This window comes from Acinetobacter sp. FDAARGOS_494 (genome assembly GCF_003812225.1).
Taxonomy (GTDB): domain Bacteria; phylum Pseudomonadota; class Gammaproteobacteria; order Pseudomonadales; family Moraxellaceae; genus Acinetobacter; species Acinetobacter baumannii.
Genome location: NZ_CP033866.1, coordinates 1,852,362 through 1,867,478, shown reverse-complemented (window position 1 = coordinate 1,867,478; position 15,117 = coordinate 1,852,362). Strand labels below are relative to the sequence as shown.

Annotated in this window: 12 protein-coding genes, 2 tRNA genes, 1 rRNA gene and 1 pseudogene; 6 read left to right on the top strand and 10 right to left on the bottom strand. The window is 40.1% G+C overall.

What is annotated here, in order from left to right:
• Positions 1–64: 64 nt before the first annotated feature.
• The 4 genes and pseudogenes from EG365_RS09035 to EG365_RS09020 all read right to left on the bottom strand — a co-directional run bounded on the left by EG365_RS09035 (position 65) and on the right by EG365_RS09020 (position 2,957).
• Positions 65–140 (bottom strand) — tRNA-Ala (locus EG365_RS09035).
• 55 nt (positions 141–195) lie between these two features.
• Positions 196–272: transfer RNA gene (locus EG365_RS09030), tRNA-Ile, on the bottom strand.
• Between the two features lie 59 nt (positions 273–331).
• Positions 332–1,868, bottom strand: a 16S ribosomal RNA gene (locus EG365_RS09025).
• 518 nt (positions 1,869–2,386) lie between these two features.
• A pseudogene (locus EG365_RS09020) lies at positions 2,387–2,957 on the bottom strand (TetR/AcrR family transcriptional regulator).
• Between the two features lie 87 nt (positions 2,958–3,044).
• Between EG365_RS09020 and EG365_RS09015 the strand changes: the two are divergent.
• Positions 3,045–4,259, top strand: a complete 1,215-nt coding sequence (locus EG365_RS09015) for an oxygenase MpaB family protein (protein ID WP_001177946.1) — start codon at positions 3,045–3,047, stop codon at positions 4,257–4,259.
• A 69-nt stretch (positions 4,260–4,328) separates the two neighbouring features.
• Here EG365_RS09015 and EG365_RS09010 read toward each other — a convergent pair whose 3' ends face one another.
• The 4 genes from EG365_RS09010 to def form a co-directional block, all read right to left on the bottom strand.
• The gene (locus tag EG365_RS09010; RefSeq protein WP_000182542.1) at positions 4,329–4,535 is read right to left on the bottom strand and encodes a hypothetical protein; all 207 of its coding nucleotides are present in this window, start codon (positions 4,533–4,535) and stop codon (positions 4,329–4,331) included.
• Positions 4,536–4,588: 53 nt separating this feature from the next.
• Positions 4,589–6,703, bottom strand: coding sequence for a TonB-dependent copper receptor (locus tag EG365_RS09005; RefSeq protein WP_001120679.1), 2,115 nt, complete (start codon positions 6,701–6,703; stop codon positions 4,589–4,591).
• Between the two features lie 72 nt (positions 6,704–6,775).
• Positions 6,776–7,204, bottom strand: a complete 429-nt coding sequence (locus EG365_RS09000) for a DUF2946 family protein (protein WP_000231981.1) — start codon at positions 7,202–7,204, stop codon at positions 6,776–6,778.
• Between the two features lie 36 nt (positions 7,205–7,240).
• A complete protein-coding gene (gene def, locus EG365_RS08995; RefSeq protein WP_001196539.1) occupies positions 7,241–7,771 on the bottom strand; it encodes a peptide deformylase in 531 nt (176 codons plus the stop codon).
• Between the two features lie 122 nt (positions 7,772–7,893).
• Between def and EG365_RS08990 the strand changes: the two genes are divergently transcribed.
• The 3 genes from EG365_RS08990 to EG365_RS08980 are packed head-to-tail and all read left to right on the top strand — an operon-like array spanning position 7,894 to position 10,819.
• The gene (locus EG365_RS08990) at positions 7,894–9,048 is read left to right on the top strand and encodes a LysM peptidoglycan-binding domain-containing protein (protein ID WP_000755275.1); all 1,155 of its coding nucleotides are present in this window, start codon (positions 7,894–7,896) and stop codon (positions 9,046–9,048) included.
• 20 nt (positions 9,049–9,068) lie between these two features.
• Entirely contained in the window at positions 9,069–10,199 is a 1,131-nt protein-coding gene (gene dprA / locus EG365_RS08985) for a DNA-processing protein DprA (RefSeq protein WP_002018389.1), read from the top strand.
• Between the two features lie 50 nt (positions 10,200–10,249).
• On the top strand, positions 10,250–10,819 hold the full coding sequence (locus tag EG365_RS08980) for an L-threonylcarbamoyladenylate synthase (RefSeq protein ID WP_000633612.1): 570 nt from the start codon (positions 10,250–10,252) through the stop codon (positions 10,817–10,819).
• 391 nt (positions 10,820–11,210) lie between these two features.
• Here EG365_RS08980 and EG365_RS08975 read toward each other — a convergent pair whose 3' ends face one another.
• Together EG365_RS08975 and EG365_RS08970 are read right to left on the bottom strand one after the other, a co-directional pair.
• The gene (locus tag EG365_RS08975; protein WP_000084546.1) at positions 11,211–12,131 is read right to left on the bottom strand and encodes a DMT family transporter; all 921 of its coding nucleotides are present in this window, start codon (positions 12,129–12,131) and stop codon (positions 11,211–11,213) included.
• Between the two features lie 105 nt (positions 12,132–12,236).
• Positions 12,237–12,887, bottom strand: a complete 651-nt coding sequence (locus tag EG365_RS08970) for a TetR/AcrR family transcriptional regulator (RefSeq protein WP_001984979.1) — start codon at positions 12,885–12,887, stop codon at positions 12,237–12,239.
• 136 nt (positions 12,888–13,023) lie between these two features.
• On the opposite strand from EG365_RS08970, the gene EG365_RS08965 reads away from it, so the two are divergent.
• Positions 13,024–14,238, top strand: a complete 1,215-nt coding sequence (locus EG365_RS08965; RefSeq protein ID WP_000372838.1) for an MFS transporter — start codon at positions 13,024–13,026, stop codon at positions 14,236–14,238.
• A gap of 21 nt (positions 14,239–14,259) precedes the next feature.
• Positions 14,260–15,024 carry an AraC family transcriptional regulator gene (locus EG365_RS08960; RefSeq protein ID WP_000786954.1) on the top strand — a complete coding sequence of 255 codons (765 nt, stop codon included), beginning with the start codon at positions 14,260–14,262 and terminating at the stop codon, positions 15,022–15,024.
• Positions 15,025–15,117: the final 93 nt, after the last annotated feature.

Below are 15,117 nucleotides of genomic sequence, written 5' to 3'. Positions count from 1 at the left end.
GTTAATAAACCAAGATCTTAATCTTTATTTACTAATTTCTGTAATCCGAACTTATCTTAAGTTCTGGTGGAGACTAGGAGAGTCGAACTCCTGACCTCCTGCGTGCAAAGCAGGCGCTCTACCAACTAAGCTAAGTCCCCAGCTTACATCATCAATCATGTATCTTTTATCTATAACTTCAACCAGTCAAAGTCATGGTGGGTCTGACAAGACTTGAACTTGTGACCCCACGCTTATCAAGCGTGTGCTCTAACCAACTGAGCTACAGACCCTCAGATACATCTATGAAGAACAACTTGTTGTGGATTCTTACCAATCGTCAATCTTTCGTTAAGGAGGTGATCCAGCCGCAGGTTCCCCTACGGCTACCTTGTTACGACTTCACCCCAGTCATCGGCCACACCGTGGTAACCGCCCTCTTTGCAGTTAGGCTAGCTACTTCTGGTGCAACAAACTCCCATGGTGTGACGGGCGGTGTGTACAAGGCCCGGGAACGTATTCACCGCGGCATTCTGATCCGCGATTACTAGCGATTCCGACTTCATGGAGTCGAGTTGCAGACTCCAATCCGGACTACGATCGGCTTTTTGAGATTAGCATCACATCGCTGTGTAGCAACCCTTTGTACCGACCATTGTAGCACGTGTGTAGCCCTGGCCGTAAGGGCCATGATGACTTGACGTCGTCCCCGCCTTCCTCCAGTTTGTCACTGGCAGTATCCTTAAAGTTCCCATCCGAAATGCTGGCAAGTAAGGAAAAGGGTTGCGCTCGTTGCGGGACTTAACCCAACATCTCACGACACGAGCTGACGACAGCCATGCAGCACCTGTATCTAGATTCCCGAAGGCACCAATCCATCTCTGGAAAGTTTCTAGTATGTCAAGGCCAGGTAAGGTTCTTCGCGTTGCATCGAATTAAACCACATGCTCCACCGCTTGTGCGGGCCCCCGTCAATTCATTTGAGTTTTAGTCTTGCGACCGTACTCCCCAGGCGGTCTACTTATCGCGTTAGCTGCGCCACTAAAGCCTCAAAGGCCCCAACGGCTAGTAGACATCGTTTACGGCATGGACTACCAGGGTATCTAATCCTGTTTGCTCCCCATGCTTTCGTACCTCAGCGTCAGTATTAGGCCAGATGGCTGCCTTCGCCATCGGTATTCCTCCAGATCTCTACGCATTTCACCGCTACACCTGGAATTCTACCATCCTCTCCCATACTCTAGCTCACCAGTATCGAATGCAATTCCCAAGTTAAGCTCGGGGATTTCACATCCGACTTAATAAGCCGCCTACGCACGCTTTACGCCCAGTAAATCCGATTAACGCTCGCACCCTCTGTATTACCGCGGCTGCTGGCACAGAGTTAGCCGGTGCTTATTCTGCGAGTAACGTCCACTATCTCTAGGTATTAACTAAAGTAGCCTCCTCCTCGCTTAAAGTGCTTTACAACCATAAGGCCTTCTTCACACACGCGGCATGGCTGGATCAGGGTTCCCCCCATTGTCCAATATTCCCCACTGCTGCCTCCCGTAGGAGTCTGGGCCGTGTCTCAGTCCCAGTGTGGCGGATCATCCTCTCAGACCCGCTACAGATCGTCGCCTTGGTAGGCCTTTACCCCACCAACTAGCTAATCCGACTTAGGCTCATCTATTAGCGCAAGGTCCGAAGATCCCCTGCTTTCTCCCGTAGGACGTATGCGGTATTAGCATCCCTTTCGAGATGTTGTCCCCCACTAATAGGCAGATTCCTAAGCATTACTCACCCGTCCGCCGCTAGGTCCAGTAGCAAGCTACCTTCCCCCGCTCGACTTGCATGTGTTAAGCCTGCCGCCAGCGTTCAATCTGAGCCATGATCAAACTCTTCAGTTAAAATCATTTTGCACCTTATTATAGACAAGGTGCCAATTCCGGCTCATCAATTACTGACTTAAATTTCGCTCAAATAAACTTCGAGTAATTTAAACCAATCAATCAATAAAAATTATTTCGATTAATCAATCAGTAAAAATCCACACAAGTTGTTCTTCAATTCTCTTAATGATCTTCTTACTGGTTCGTCACCAGCAAGCTAGGTCGGCTATATTACTCTTAATCTCTTAAAAGTCAACAGGTAATTTCGATATTTTTAAAACCTAGTCTCTAAACCAACTTACCATCAAATTCATTACTTAAAGCAATCAACCCAATCACAAGTAACTGTTTTTCAACAAGTTTCTATCTGCATCACCGCCGATGGATGTGCATTATAGACCATTAATAACCCTTTGCAAGCGAAAATTAAAATTTAATGACTCGAGCGTTTATTTTTAAATCAATACCAATATTAAACCTTTGTTTTATATTGATAATTATTTTAATTTTTTATTTTTGACTTAAATAAGCCAGTATCATGCTCGATAATTCTCGCTTAAGTTGTTGTTCTGAGATAAGAAAATTGTTTTGGCTTACATAACGCATCATCGTAAAAAGCGTACTATTAATAATTACAAAGGACTTATGCTTCACCTGTTCGAAGTCCCATTGATGAGGATTTCTACTGAATGTATATAGCCCTACTTCAAAAAAATGCTTTTCTAAAATCTGAGCAGCTTGCGAATGACTATAGTCATGCCAGTGTTTCAGCACTTCTATAAAAAATCCATGATCGGCTTTTAATGCATTAAATCCCAACTCTATTGCTAAGGGAATGAGCAGCTCTAAAGGAATATTTCCTTGTCGCACAACTAATTCTTTAAGTTGTTGCCCCAGCAATTCGCTTTTACGGCGCAATAGTTCTTCTATGATTTGATCTTTATTCTCAAAGTATTGGTAAATCGACCCAACACTTACTCCAGATTTCTCTGCAATTTTAGGCGTCGTCGTATGTAGTAATCCATACTGGGCGATACACTGCTGTGTCGCCTCTAAAATATGGTCAACAATAATTTTTGAACGCTGTTGCTGTGGGACTTTTCTCATCGTTTTTTATTCGTTAAATGCGAATTGAATGCGAATAATTATTCATATTAGCCTATTTATTATTCAGTTCAATAAGTAAGTAACGATATGCAAATGATTAGCCCGACTCGACTTGCTTCTTTTAATGACATGCAAGACAGTAATTTCTTTACTCAGTTTTTACATATCTGTTGTGGAAAACCTGTACAACCAAACTATAAAGAATATGTGTCTTTACAACATGCCCTTTATGAAGGGGATATTGAAATGGATAAGGTGATTGATTGGGTTATGCAAAGTCCCAAAGATCACCGAATAATTTTTGAGAAGATATTATTTCAAGGCCGTGATGAACTCTCTGAGCTTATACCTACTGAGTTAGAAAATTTCTTTAATTACATCGAACAAAAGCCTGAATGGTTAGATCAGCGCCAAATCGATGAGGCTGTTAAATTTACCCATCGTTTAGGAATAAATAATGGTTTTATTCTTAGAGATTTATCCTTAATGGCGGGATATTTATATCCGGGATTTAATCAACCCCTAATTTTAACGGGTGCATTAAAGAAAGAAGCGGGAACACGTTTAGCAGAAACCACAAAATGGTGGGTAGATATTACTGAACCCCAAGGGCTTTCTCGTTTGAGTGCAGGTTTTACGTCAACGATTTATGTTCGCTTTATTCATGCACTCGTTCGCCGGCAATTAAAAAAGTCTGACCGTTGGGATAGTGAGGTTTGGGGAATTCCTCTTAATCAATTTGATTTAGCAATGACTAATTTGGCTTTTAGCAGTGTCGTTTTACTCGGTATTAGAGCTTTAGGTATATGGCCAACAAAACAAGAGGCAAAGAGTTTTTTACATTTCTGGCGTTATGTTGGTTGGTTAATGGGTATTGATGAAAAATGGCTTATTCAGTCTGAACCTGAGGGTTGGAGGTTACTTTATTGGATGCAGTTTGCTCATCCTCGCTCCGATCACAGCAGTATTGAATTAGGATTGAGCTTGTCGAAAGAACCTTTTGAGAGAAAATATCTGCATTTACGCTCTTTACAGCAGAAACTTGCTTATCGACAACATTTAGAACTTACCCAATTTTTTATTGGTAAGAAAAGAATGAAACTACTCGGATTGCCTCAGCAATCTGCCTCATGGTTTGCTTATTATTTAATTGTGCGTAATTTACTACTTTATAATGGCGCAAAGCTTTCACCAAAAGTTGAAAAGTTTTTATCTAAATCAGGCCGTAATATACAAAAACTTGGCTTAACGCTTTATCAGAATCAAGGTAAGGCAAAAACCTTAGCAAGTATGCATCAATAATTCTGGAATCTAAAAAAGCAAAAAATGGAAGCCCGTTATCCAGACTTCCATTTTCAACTATTAAGAACCTTATTGAGCTGATGAACTATGCATTTCAGCGTGATTCATTTGCTCATGTGACTCCATCATCTGCTTCTTTTTTTGACTTGGCATGTAGTCAGGCTCATTGTTGATGGCCAAGTAAAAAATAATCATAAACAATACACTCAAGATAGAAGCCACAATAAGTAACTTCCATCCCCACCAAGACTGTTCAGGCGATAATTTATTAGTCATTTCATTTCTCTCATTAAATTAATAATTTCAGTTCTTTAATTCGCTAAAGCTTATTAAAACTTCATACTCATACGAACCCAGTAATTTCTTCCGATATTGTTAAACTGCTCTTCGCTCGCAAATCCAAAGCCTGCACTACCCGCTTTATTTAAGTGTTCGGTATAGGTCTTATCTAATACGTTATCAATGCCAACAGAGACATCAATATCTTTACGAAGGTTATAACTTCCGTTTAAAGAAAGTGTTGAAAAACCTTTACTTGGTTTTAGGTCATATCCCACGATATTACCTTGATGTAGACTCACACGGTTTTGCTCAGCAACAGCTCGCCATAACAGACCTAAGTTATATTTGTCAGCCACATAGCGAATATTTAAACGACCTTCTAAAGGTGAAATTTGAGGTAGAGGTTTGTCATCTGTGGTGTTTTTGCCCCACGCATACATCGCACTCAAATCTGCCTGAATACGGTCAGTGAATTGGTACCCAATACCCGCTTCTGCACCAGCGATGGTTGCATCGACATTTTTGGCTCCCGCAGTAATATCATGGCTCATATCATGTCCATCCATTCCCATACTTGGGTGATGGTGGTAACTCATTAATATGTAGTCATCTACTAAACCTGCATAGGCAGAAGCCCATGTGTTTAAAGCACCATGTTGTTGCTGAAAACCCAGGTCCAACTGTAGTGTTTTCTCAGGATTCACACCGTTAAAAGTATTGGTTGAACCCGCATTACCATGTTTAGGCGAGAAAAGTTCCCAATAATCAGGCATACGCTCTACATAACCTAAACCAATATAACTTTTTAGGTCATGCTCAGGATGTTGATTTTCCCAGCGAACAAATGCGCTTGGCAAAGTCTTTTCAAGCTTCGTGTTAAAGCCTTTTGCTTGAGAATCAGCACGTTCATCTTCAACTGTGACTCGATCTAAACGTGCACCTGTAACCAGCTTATTTTGATCGTTCCATTGATAACCAAGTTCACCAAAAGCGCCGTATGATTGAAAACGCATATCTTGACGATATGGAACATTCATAGAAGGCATTGTTGGCGATGACATGCTGCCACCATGTTTATTAAATTGAGAGTCAACGCCTGTGATCAAACTCCATTTGTTCCATTCAGAAGTCATTGCCAAACGTGAGTTTAATGTACGGCGTGTCACTTGCATGGCCATTGCATTTGGCATCAGCATGGTCATACCACCATGATTCATTTCAACTAATGGTGGTGTACGCAAGCTAAAGTTATCCATAATATGGTCGTTATAGCTATAGTTCACCTGCCCTTCAATTTTCTTGATCACATCAGTGATATTTTTCTTTTCAAAACGAAGCCCTAAACTTTCACGCGCAAACTGAGAACCATCCATTGAACGTCCAGCATAAAGCGATTCACCATCAGATTTTCCACCCGTGATTTCGACCCACGTGTTTTCATCTGGAGTAAAGCCAAGCGCTACATCAGCATTCCACTTTTTCCATGCTGATGGCACGGTATTGCCATCACCATCTTGATAACTATTCGATTCTGAACGGTTGGCATTTAAACGGATATATTTTTTCTCATCGCCAACAGCCGCTTCAATATTATGGTCAATACGCCCATATGAACCTAGCAAGACACTCGCTTGACCGCGATAGGGTTTTTCAGAGGTAAGCTTTTCAGGCTGACGTTCAAATAGAACTGTTGCAGCTGAACCAGTATTGGCATATTGAACCGTTTGTGGTCCCTTAATCACAGAAATCCGGTCATAACTTTCTGGTGAAATATAAGAAGTTGGAGCATCCATTCGGTTTGGGCAGGCACCCAAGTTCTCTGTGCCATCCGTTAGAATTTTAATACGTGAACCAAACATACCTCGGAATGTCACATCACCATTTGTTCCACCGCTTTGAATTGAATTAAAACCCATAATACTTTGCAGATAGTCTGCGCCATCTGTAGCAGGTACTGGCTGAATCGGTTGCTTTGGGTCTGCATGTACGATCAGACCATTTGCATCATTGCCTTGCTGTGCTGTAACAACAATAGGTGCTAATGAATGAAGTGTGTTGGTTTCGGCATCATTTTTTTCTGATTCGGCAAACACTAGGCCCGAATGAGAGACAGCAAGCATCGCAACCCATAAAGGTTGTAGTAAAAATTTAGAATGTGGCATTTTTTATACGCTCTAAAACATAAATAAAGTGATATCGAAGTCAGTTAAGACCCCAACAAAAATTGCTTTTATTTATGCAAATAGAGGCGGCGCACGTCCTTGCGGGAGTAGGAAAAGTCGCTGTAGCGCAAAGTAAACATGCCGGAAAGCTTGTTGATACGCGACTAAGCGAACTTGTATACGAACAAGCACCTCTTTTACGCCGAATTCAGGTGGTAAAACCAAATTGGCATAAACGGTACAATATTGACACTGATGGTTCGCATCATGGTGATCATGATGGTCAGGTACTTGCGCCTGTTCGATATGATGCTGGTGATGTGAATGGTGCATGGCATGTGACATGGCTTCCGTCTGTGCTTTAGGTTTAAGCAAAGCACGGGTAATAGTTTCACAGACCGGAGCAATTTGATATTGCTTCGGTAATAGCGGCTGTAGAAATACCGCAATCTGTAAAAATACTGCTGCACAGGCAAGCAGCAAACCACTACGAAAAACCAAAAATCACATCCACACTATATTGGTGTTTGAAAAATATTAACGTTTTACCGCAACTTTTTCACGTTCGCGTTGGCGAACAATTTTTTCGACTTTTTCACGCGCACGCTGACGCTTAAGTGGCGACAAATAATCCACAAACAATTTGCCATTTAAGTGATCCATTTCATGTTGGATACAAACAGCGAGAAGTCCGTCAGCTTCTATCTCAAATGCTTGACCTTCAAGGTTAATTGCCTCAATTTTCACGCGTGACGGGCGATCAACTTTGTCGTATATTTGTGGCACTGATAGACAGCCTTCTTCGTACGGCTGCGTCTCTTCAGTCAACGGAGTTACTTTGGGGTTAATGAAAACCATAGGTTCATCTTTAGATTCAGACAAATCCATGACGATAAGCTGAATATGACGATCGACCTGAGAAGCTGCTAAACCGATACCTGGTGCCGCATACATGGTTTCAAACATATCTGCTGCAAGTTGACGAATTTCATCAGTAACTTCTTCAACAGGCTTAGCAATGGTACGAAGACGGGGATCAGGAAAACTTAAAATAGGTAATAAGGCCATACTGTCGTCCTCACTTATGCCATTGATTGAAAAACCAAATGAAGGAAATACTTCATCGAAAAATTGTGTGTAAGCCGCCCATTATAACGCAACTGCACACATAATTTTTAGGAATTATCATAATGAAAAAGGTTTTTAACGGCATGGTTAATTTTCATGCCTTGGGGATAAAGAAGCATTTACTTGCCTTGGCGCTCTGTACAGGTGTCGCAATCGGTACGATAGCAGAGGTTCATGCAACCAGTCCGAACCATAATCCACCCTCACTTAAAAGTAATGCACCCAATGTATATGTTGTAAAACGTGGGGATACTTTATGGGATATTTCAGGACATTTTCTAAATAAACCATGGCGTTGGCCTGAAATCTGGGCGAGCAACCAACATGTTAAAAATCCACACTGGATCTATCCGGGTGACCGATTACTATTATGTAGCCTAGATGGGCGTCCTTTAGTCGGTAAAGATGAGGGCGATGGTTGTGTAGGTATTATTCGCCGCTACACTGGGCAAACCACTCACTTACAACCTCAAGTTCGCGTCGAAGCATTAAATAATAGTGTTCCGGTTATTCCACTTGAACATATTAAACAGTGGTTAGAGAACAGTACTATTTTACCAGCCGACTCAATTACCAACACACCTTATATTGTTGGTACAGCCGATCAACGTGTACTTGCAGGAAAAGGCCAGACTATTTATGCACGAGGACAAGGCTTAATTAATGGGCAGCGTTATGCAGTCTACCGAGAAGGTGAACCTTACTATTTCACAGACAATAAAGGTAAAAAGCATAGTTTAGGGATTGAGCTACTACAGGTTGCTTCAGGTGTTGCGGTCTCTTCTGAAAAAGATATTACTACATTAGAACTAACAGATAGTTATAACGCTGAAGTACGTCGTGGCGATCGTGTTATGCCTGAAGAACAAGCTACTTTGCCAACATTATTTTACCCAGTAGATGCGAAGCAAGTGACGGATGGTGGCAAGATTATTCGTGTCATGGGCTCAATTGGTAGAGCTGCAAAAAATAGTGTAGTGACTTTGGATCGCGGTACAACTCAGGGCATTCAAGTAGGTCAAGTTTTTGATATTACTCAACAAGGTGAATCAATTCGCGACCCTAAAACCAAAGAAGTGATTCAACTTCCTGGCCAACAAATTGGCAGTCTAATGGTTTTTAGAACTTTTGATCAGCTAAGTTATGCTTTTGTTTTAGAGAGCGATTTACCAATTAAGGTTGGTTCAAGCATTCAGCCACCTCAATTTAATGATTAATGCTGGATGTACCTTTTACAATGCTCACTCAACTTTCTTCACACCACTACCACACACTTAAAGTGTGGTATTTGGTGCAGCACTCTTTAGTCAGCTTTAAAAAAATTATTGATTATTTTGGAAATTGTGAAAAAGCCACTCGACCTGATGGTTTAGCAAAGTGGTCCTCTCTGGGGCTACATGCTAATCACTTAAAACGTGTAAACGAATTTCAAACGCCCCAAGGTCAAACGCAGTTTGAACAACTTGTACAACAAGTTTGTCAGTATACGGATTTTATTTTAACGCCGGATGACTCAGGCTATCCCACTCAATTACTTCCTTATACAGATCACCCACCTATTATTTTTGGGAAAGGTCAAGCGCAAGCTTTATTGCAACCTCAAATTGCGATTGTCGGTAGCCGAAAGCCAAGCCCACATGGACGACAGGTCGCTTATGATTTTGCCTATTACTTAAGTGAAAAGGGCTTTTTCATTAGTAGCGGTCTGGCTTATGGCATTGATGAAGCCGCTCATCAAGGTGCATCTACTCATCAACGTACCATTGCAGTGACGGGTACGGGCTTAGACACTACTTATCCAGCTCAAAATAAAAAACTTGCAGAATATATTTTGGCTAAAAACGGCGCCATTATTACTGAGTTTTTACCGGGTACACCACCATTACAACAACATTTTCCACGGAGAAACCGAATTGTCAGCGGTTTGAGTTTAGGCGTTTTGGTGGTAGAAGCGACATTAAAAAGCGGCTCACTCATCACGGCCAATAAAGCTGCTGAACAAGGTAAAACCGTATTCGCGATTCCGGGTCATATTTATAGCGAGTTTCATCAAGGATGCCATCAACTTATTCGTGAAGGTGCAATTTTAATCGACCATCCTGAACAAATTATTGAGGATCTTGCTTTACCAACCCAATGGCAAAGTCAGCAACAAAATCAAACTGAAGAAGCTAATACGAATACTCCAGAAATTCCTGAGCACTTGATTGATCTTTATCAGTCTTTAGACTGGGTGGGACAAAATATTGACCAACTTGTAGTTCACCATAATATTCCAGTTTCTGAACTGACCTCTTCACTAATGGAACTAGAACTACTCGGTTTATGTATGCAACAATCAGGGCTGTATTTACGTTGTCGTTCTTAGTATTAGAGCGCACAATAGCGATTCTGTTTGATTGAAAGGAAAGTATTACCATGATTACGACCTCAGTGACCGAAGCAGCCGAATGTTTACAACAAGGTCAAGTTTTGGCATATCCAACTGAGGCAGTCTGGGGACTAGGCTGTGATCCATTTAATGAACAAGCTTTTCAAAAAATTCTTGAATTGAAACAGCGCCCTATTGAAAAGGGCGTCATTTTATTGGCTGGCCATATTAGTCAAGTAGAACATCTACTAACTTCCTTACCGCAAACTACTCAGCAAGAAATTATTGATTGCTGGACGAACCATCAGCCCTCAGAAAGAGCCACAACTTGGCTATTACCTGCTGATCAACACATCCCCTCATGGATTAAAGGCGAGCATCCTCTTGTTGCGGTACGTGTAACGACACATCCTTTATGTGTCGCTTTATGCAATGCTTTTCATGGTTTTATTGTATCGACGAGCGCCAACCCTAGTGGACAAGAACCTGCACATTCTTTACAAGATGCCTGCCAATACTTTGGTTCACAATTAAACTATCTCAATGGTGATTTAGGCCAAAGCCAACAGCCAAGCCGCATCATTAACGCCTTAACTGGTGAAGTGATACGTCCTTAATTCCAGACAAAAAAAAGCTCAGTTATATAGGGATAACTGAGCATAAAAAAGGATGGGTATATACCACATCCAGAGGGTTTGGATATCTCTGGAACGAAAGAAAAATTGCTTAAAAGAGCATCTTTCGTAGTGGTCGCTATTATGTGGCAAGAGTCTTAATGTGAGAAATATATTATTTCTCTAAAAAAAGCATGAAAAGTGTAGGGAATTTGGCGTTTTTAGCAGTTGAATTAAAATTATATTAATATTTTTATTGGCCTTTTTTAATATTTATGTTACACAATCTTTTCATAAATATATTTATAAATCATATAGAAAAGCTTAGATTGATAAAAAACTGGCATATTTTCATCACTTTTTTTAAAAATATGCCATAGTTTTTTTATGATTCTTAATTTTGCTCTGGCAAAAGATCTGATTTTTTAGAATTAACCTTCTTTTGTGCCATGATAATGCCCACCAGAATCATAATTCCGCCGAAAGTGTGATATATCGTCCATTGTTCAGATAACCAGATACTTGCAATAATGGCGGTGAACACTGGCACAAGATTCATAAAGATACTGGTTCTATTTGGCCCAAGTTGTTGTACGGCTAACATCCAAACTAGCGGCGCAATGAGTGAAGCAAATACACCGGCATAAATTGCACTTGGCGCATTTTGTGCATTTAAGGCATCCAGACCAAACCAGAAAATTAAAGGAAGATGGAACAGCACGGAAAACCCAATCTGAACGTATAAGCTTGTCATAATTGGAAGTGGGAGCTGCCATTTCTTTAAGAAAACTCCATAAAATGCATAGAAGAATACGGCAATAATCATCAATGCATCGCCAAGGTGCCCGCCACCACTTAAAAGCTTATTAATATTTCCTTGGGACATAACGTATAGCAGACCAGCAAAAGACAAAATACTGCCAAAAACTGCAAAGCGATTAGGCACATCTTTTAAAATGGCAAGCGAAACAAAGATCGTAAAGATGGGAATAAATGCATTCACAATCCCCATATTGGTTGCACTAGTATAATGGGCAGCCGTATAAGCCAAGCCTTGATAAAGCACCATCCCAAATGCACTTAACACAGCAAGCTTAGGTAAATAGGGTATTACTAGTCGTCTTTGTCTCCAAACAGACAAAAACATAAATGGAGTCAAAATAATAAAAGCGATTAACCACCGATAAAAGCTGATACTTACCGGAGAAATATAGTCCGAGACATAGCGGGTGACTACAATATTTAAAGACCAAATCAGTACTGCCAGAATGGGAAAAATAAATGCCCATTTGTGATATTTCATGACCTGACTCATAGTAATACACCAACTACAAAAGAGACTTTATTTTGAAGAATGTCTTAATAAATTGAAATATCGTATTTCCGACATTGATATTGAACTTAAGACATCATTTATTTTTTAAAATAATGTCCAAGCTTTCATGGCATGTTCTACCACTTTATGTAATTGTTCGGTACTTGCACCATCTCTGGCCTGAATGGTAAGCCCCTGAATAACAGTCGCATAAAAATCAGTCATTTCTTGTAGAGGGGCATTAGTAGGCAAATCGCCCTGCTCTACACCTTGTTCGAGACGTTTTAATAATTTTTCTTTGGTCTTTATTCGCTTATCTAAAAGATTTTGCTGTACCTCTTGTGTGGCATCAGAACAGTTCATAGCAGCAACTACCAACATACAACCTGCTGGCTTATTGGGTTGAACCAATCGTTTTACATTGTCATAAAGATATAACTCAAAAGCAATTTTTGCAGTTTTTGCTTCTAAAAATATCGTTTCAATAGGACATGCTTCATGAGCGAGATAGTAGTCAATACTTTTGTAAAACAAACCTGCCTTATCGCCAAAAGCACTATATAGGCTCGGCGCTGTAATTTCTAAAGCATGTGTTAAGTCACTAATAGAGGTGGCTTCATAGCCATGTTCCCAAAAAAGTAACATAGCTTTCTCTAACACTTGCTGCTCATCAAAGCATTTAGGGCGTCCACGCTTCTTTTTTAACGTGTCCTCATTAACAAGATCTGTTTCATGCCTATTTGTCATAAAGATCACATCTATTTTTATAACAATCGTTATTAAATTAATTGACGTTCAAATTTTTATCAACTATTTTATTTTCATAATGATCGTTAGTTAATTATAAATTTGCCTTTCTTCACTTCGAATTTAGCAAAGTAAGGATTTCTTTATGGACCAATCTACTACCTCTAAAGCACGACCCATGACTTCCACACAAGGGAGCTGGTTTGCTATTTTGGCTGTTGCCATCGCAGCCTTTGCCTTGGTAACGAGTGAATTTTTACCTGTTGGTGTCTTAAATAGCGTTGCAGCCGATTTACACATTTCTGTAGGTACAGCAGGTCTTATTATTACAGTACCCGGCATTATGGCAGCAATTGCGGCCCCTCTATTACCCGTTTCAGTAAAGCAACTTGACCGCCGTTATGTGCTTATTTTACTGACTGCTATTATGGTGATTGCCAATACCATTACGGCTTTTGCAGAAAACTTTCATGTTCTATTGTTGAGCCGTTTGATTTTAGGGATTTCAATTGGTGGCTTCTGGGCAACAGCAATTGCCTTAAGCGGTAAGCTAGCACCTGCAAATTTACCTATTGCCAAAGCAACTGCTGTAGTAATGGCTGGTGTAACTTTCGCCACTGTACTAGGTGTACCGATTGGAACATGGTTAAGTGAGTTTTATGGGTGGCGCAGTGCCTTTGGAATTACAGCTGCTATCGGTCTTGTTGTATTAGTGCTTCAGCTTATTTTCTTACCAAAACTTTTACCAGAGTCAGCAATACATATTCGTGATTTACCTGCATTATTACGCACACCTAAAGCACGTAGCGGCATGCTTATTGTTTTATTAATTGGGCTTGCTCACTTCTGTGCATATAGTTATTTAGCCCCTTTCTTTAAAAATGTAGCCGGGTTTAATGGGACAACTATTAGCTCATTATTATTGCTTTATGGAATAGCTGGTATTTTTGGAAATGCATTTGCAGGGTACAGTGGTAATTTAAATGTTCGGTATACCTTAGCTTTCGTTGGAACATGTTTTGCCATTGTATTCTTTGGCTTCCCAATCTTTGCTATCCATGAGTTTGGTGCCATTGTCCTTACTGCATTATGGGGCTTCGCATTTGGCGCATTCCCTACCTCTGCCAATATTTGGATGTTTGTACACGCACCTCATGCTGTAGAAAAAGGTATGCCGCTTTTTGTTGGTATGTTCCAAGTCATGATTGCTACAGGATCATTATTAGGTGGTTATGTAGTTGATCATTTTAATGAAAATACTTTAATTTATGGGGTATTAAGCTTCGTTGCCTTAGCTTTAATTAGTACATTTACCTTAGCCAAAGGTTTAAACAATCCCAAAGCAACATGTGAAAATTAGAATATTACTTAGAGTAGACCCATGAAAAATGAGGACCAACAATTTTCTTTATTAGAGAGTATAGAAGTTCATGAATTTCTATACGAAAAAGAAGATATTGTTCGTCCTCATGCTTCACTATGGGGAGATTTTAATTTTAGTTTAAATGGTATTTTAGAAATACAGGTAGAAGAGCAAATATACTTGTCTCCTCCAAGCTATGGGCTTTGGATTCCCCCTCAAACGGTTCATCAATCTACCCATATCGATCATGAAATTCATTATATCTGCATTCGTTTACACCCTCGGCTTTGCTCTATTTTAGGAGATATCTGCCGATGCTTTAGTATTCAGCCCTTCTTTCGAACCTTAGTTTTACAAATATTGGAACAGCAAAAACAAACGGAAAAGCCTGAATATTTAGAACATCTTTTACAGGTTTTATTCGATCAATTACAACAAGCACCCGCCTATTCTCATTATTTACCACAAACAAGGCATCCTGTTTTACTGCCAATTTTAGAAAAGCTTTCAGACCCATTACTTTTTAATCTCTCTTTACAGCAGCTACTTCAGAACTTTTCTGTCAGTGATCGTCATTTATTACGCTTAAGCCAACAAGAACTACAACTTTCACTATCCGAATGGCGTAATCGAGCCAAAATTGTTTACGCCATTCATCAGATCCGTCAAGGAACACCGATTAAACGCCTAGCATACGATTTAGGTTATCAACACAGCTCAAGTTTTATCGAATTTTTTAAAAGATATACAGGCCAAACACCTGTTCAAATCAGAAATAATTAGATAGTAAAACTGCTTTTGTATATCTTTTTATTTTTTGAACACGAATATTATTGCACTACTCAAGAATAGCAGTTAAAACAAATGCGTTACTTG

What these genes read in the sequence shown, in the direction of transcription:
- EG365_RS08990 (WP_000755275.1), top strand. Translation starts at nt 7,894, where the DNA reads ATGAAAAAGGTTTTTAACGGCATGGTTAATTTTCATGCCTTGGGGATA.
- def (WP_001196539.1), bottom strand. Translation starts at nt 7,771, where the DNA reads ATGGCCTTATTACCTATTTTAAGTTTTCCTGATCCCCGTCTTCGTACC.
- EG365_RS08980 (WP_000633612.1), top strand. Translation starts at nt 10,250, where the DNA reads ATGATTACGACCTCAGTGACCGAAGCAGCCGAATGTTTACAACAAGGT.
- EG365_RS08975 (WP_000084546.1), bottom strand. Translation starts at nt 12,131, where the DNA reads ATGAGTCAGGTCATGAAATATCACAAATGGGCATTTATTTTTCCCATT.
- EG365_RS08960 (WP_000786954.1), top strand. Translation starts at nt 14,260, where the DNA reads ATGAAAAATGAGGACCAACAATTTTCTTTATTAGAGAGTATAGAAGTT.
- EG365_RS09005 (WP_001120679.1), bottom strand. Translation starts at nt 6,703, where the DNA reads ATGCCACATTCTAAATTTTTACTACAACCTTTATGGGTTGCGATGCTT.
- EG365_RS08965 (WP_000372838.1), top strand. Translation starts at nt 13,024, where the DNA reads ATGGACCAATCTACTACCTCTAAAGCACGACCCATGACTTCCACACAA.
- EG365_RS09010 (WP_000182542.1), bottom strand. Translation starts at nt 4,535, where the DNA reads ATGACTAATAAATTATCGCCTGAACAGTCTTGGTGGGGATGGAAGTTA.
- EG365_RS09015 (WP_001177946.1), top strand. Translation starts at nt 3,045, where the DNA reads ATGCAAATGATTAGCCCGACTCGACTTGCTTCTTTTAATGACATGCAA.
- dprA (WP_002018389.1), top strand. Translation starts at nt 9,069, where the DNA reads ATGCTCACTCAACTTTCTTCACACCACTACCACACACTTAAAGTGTGG.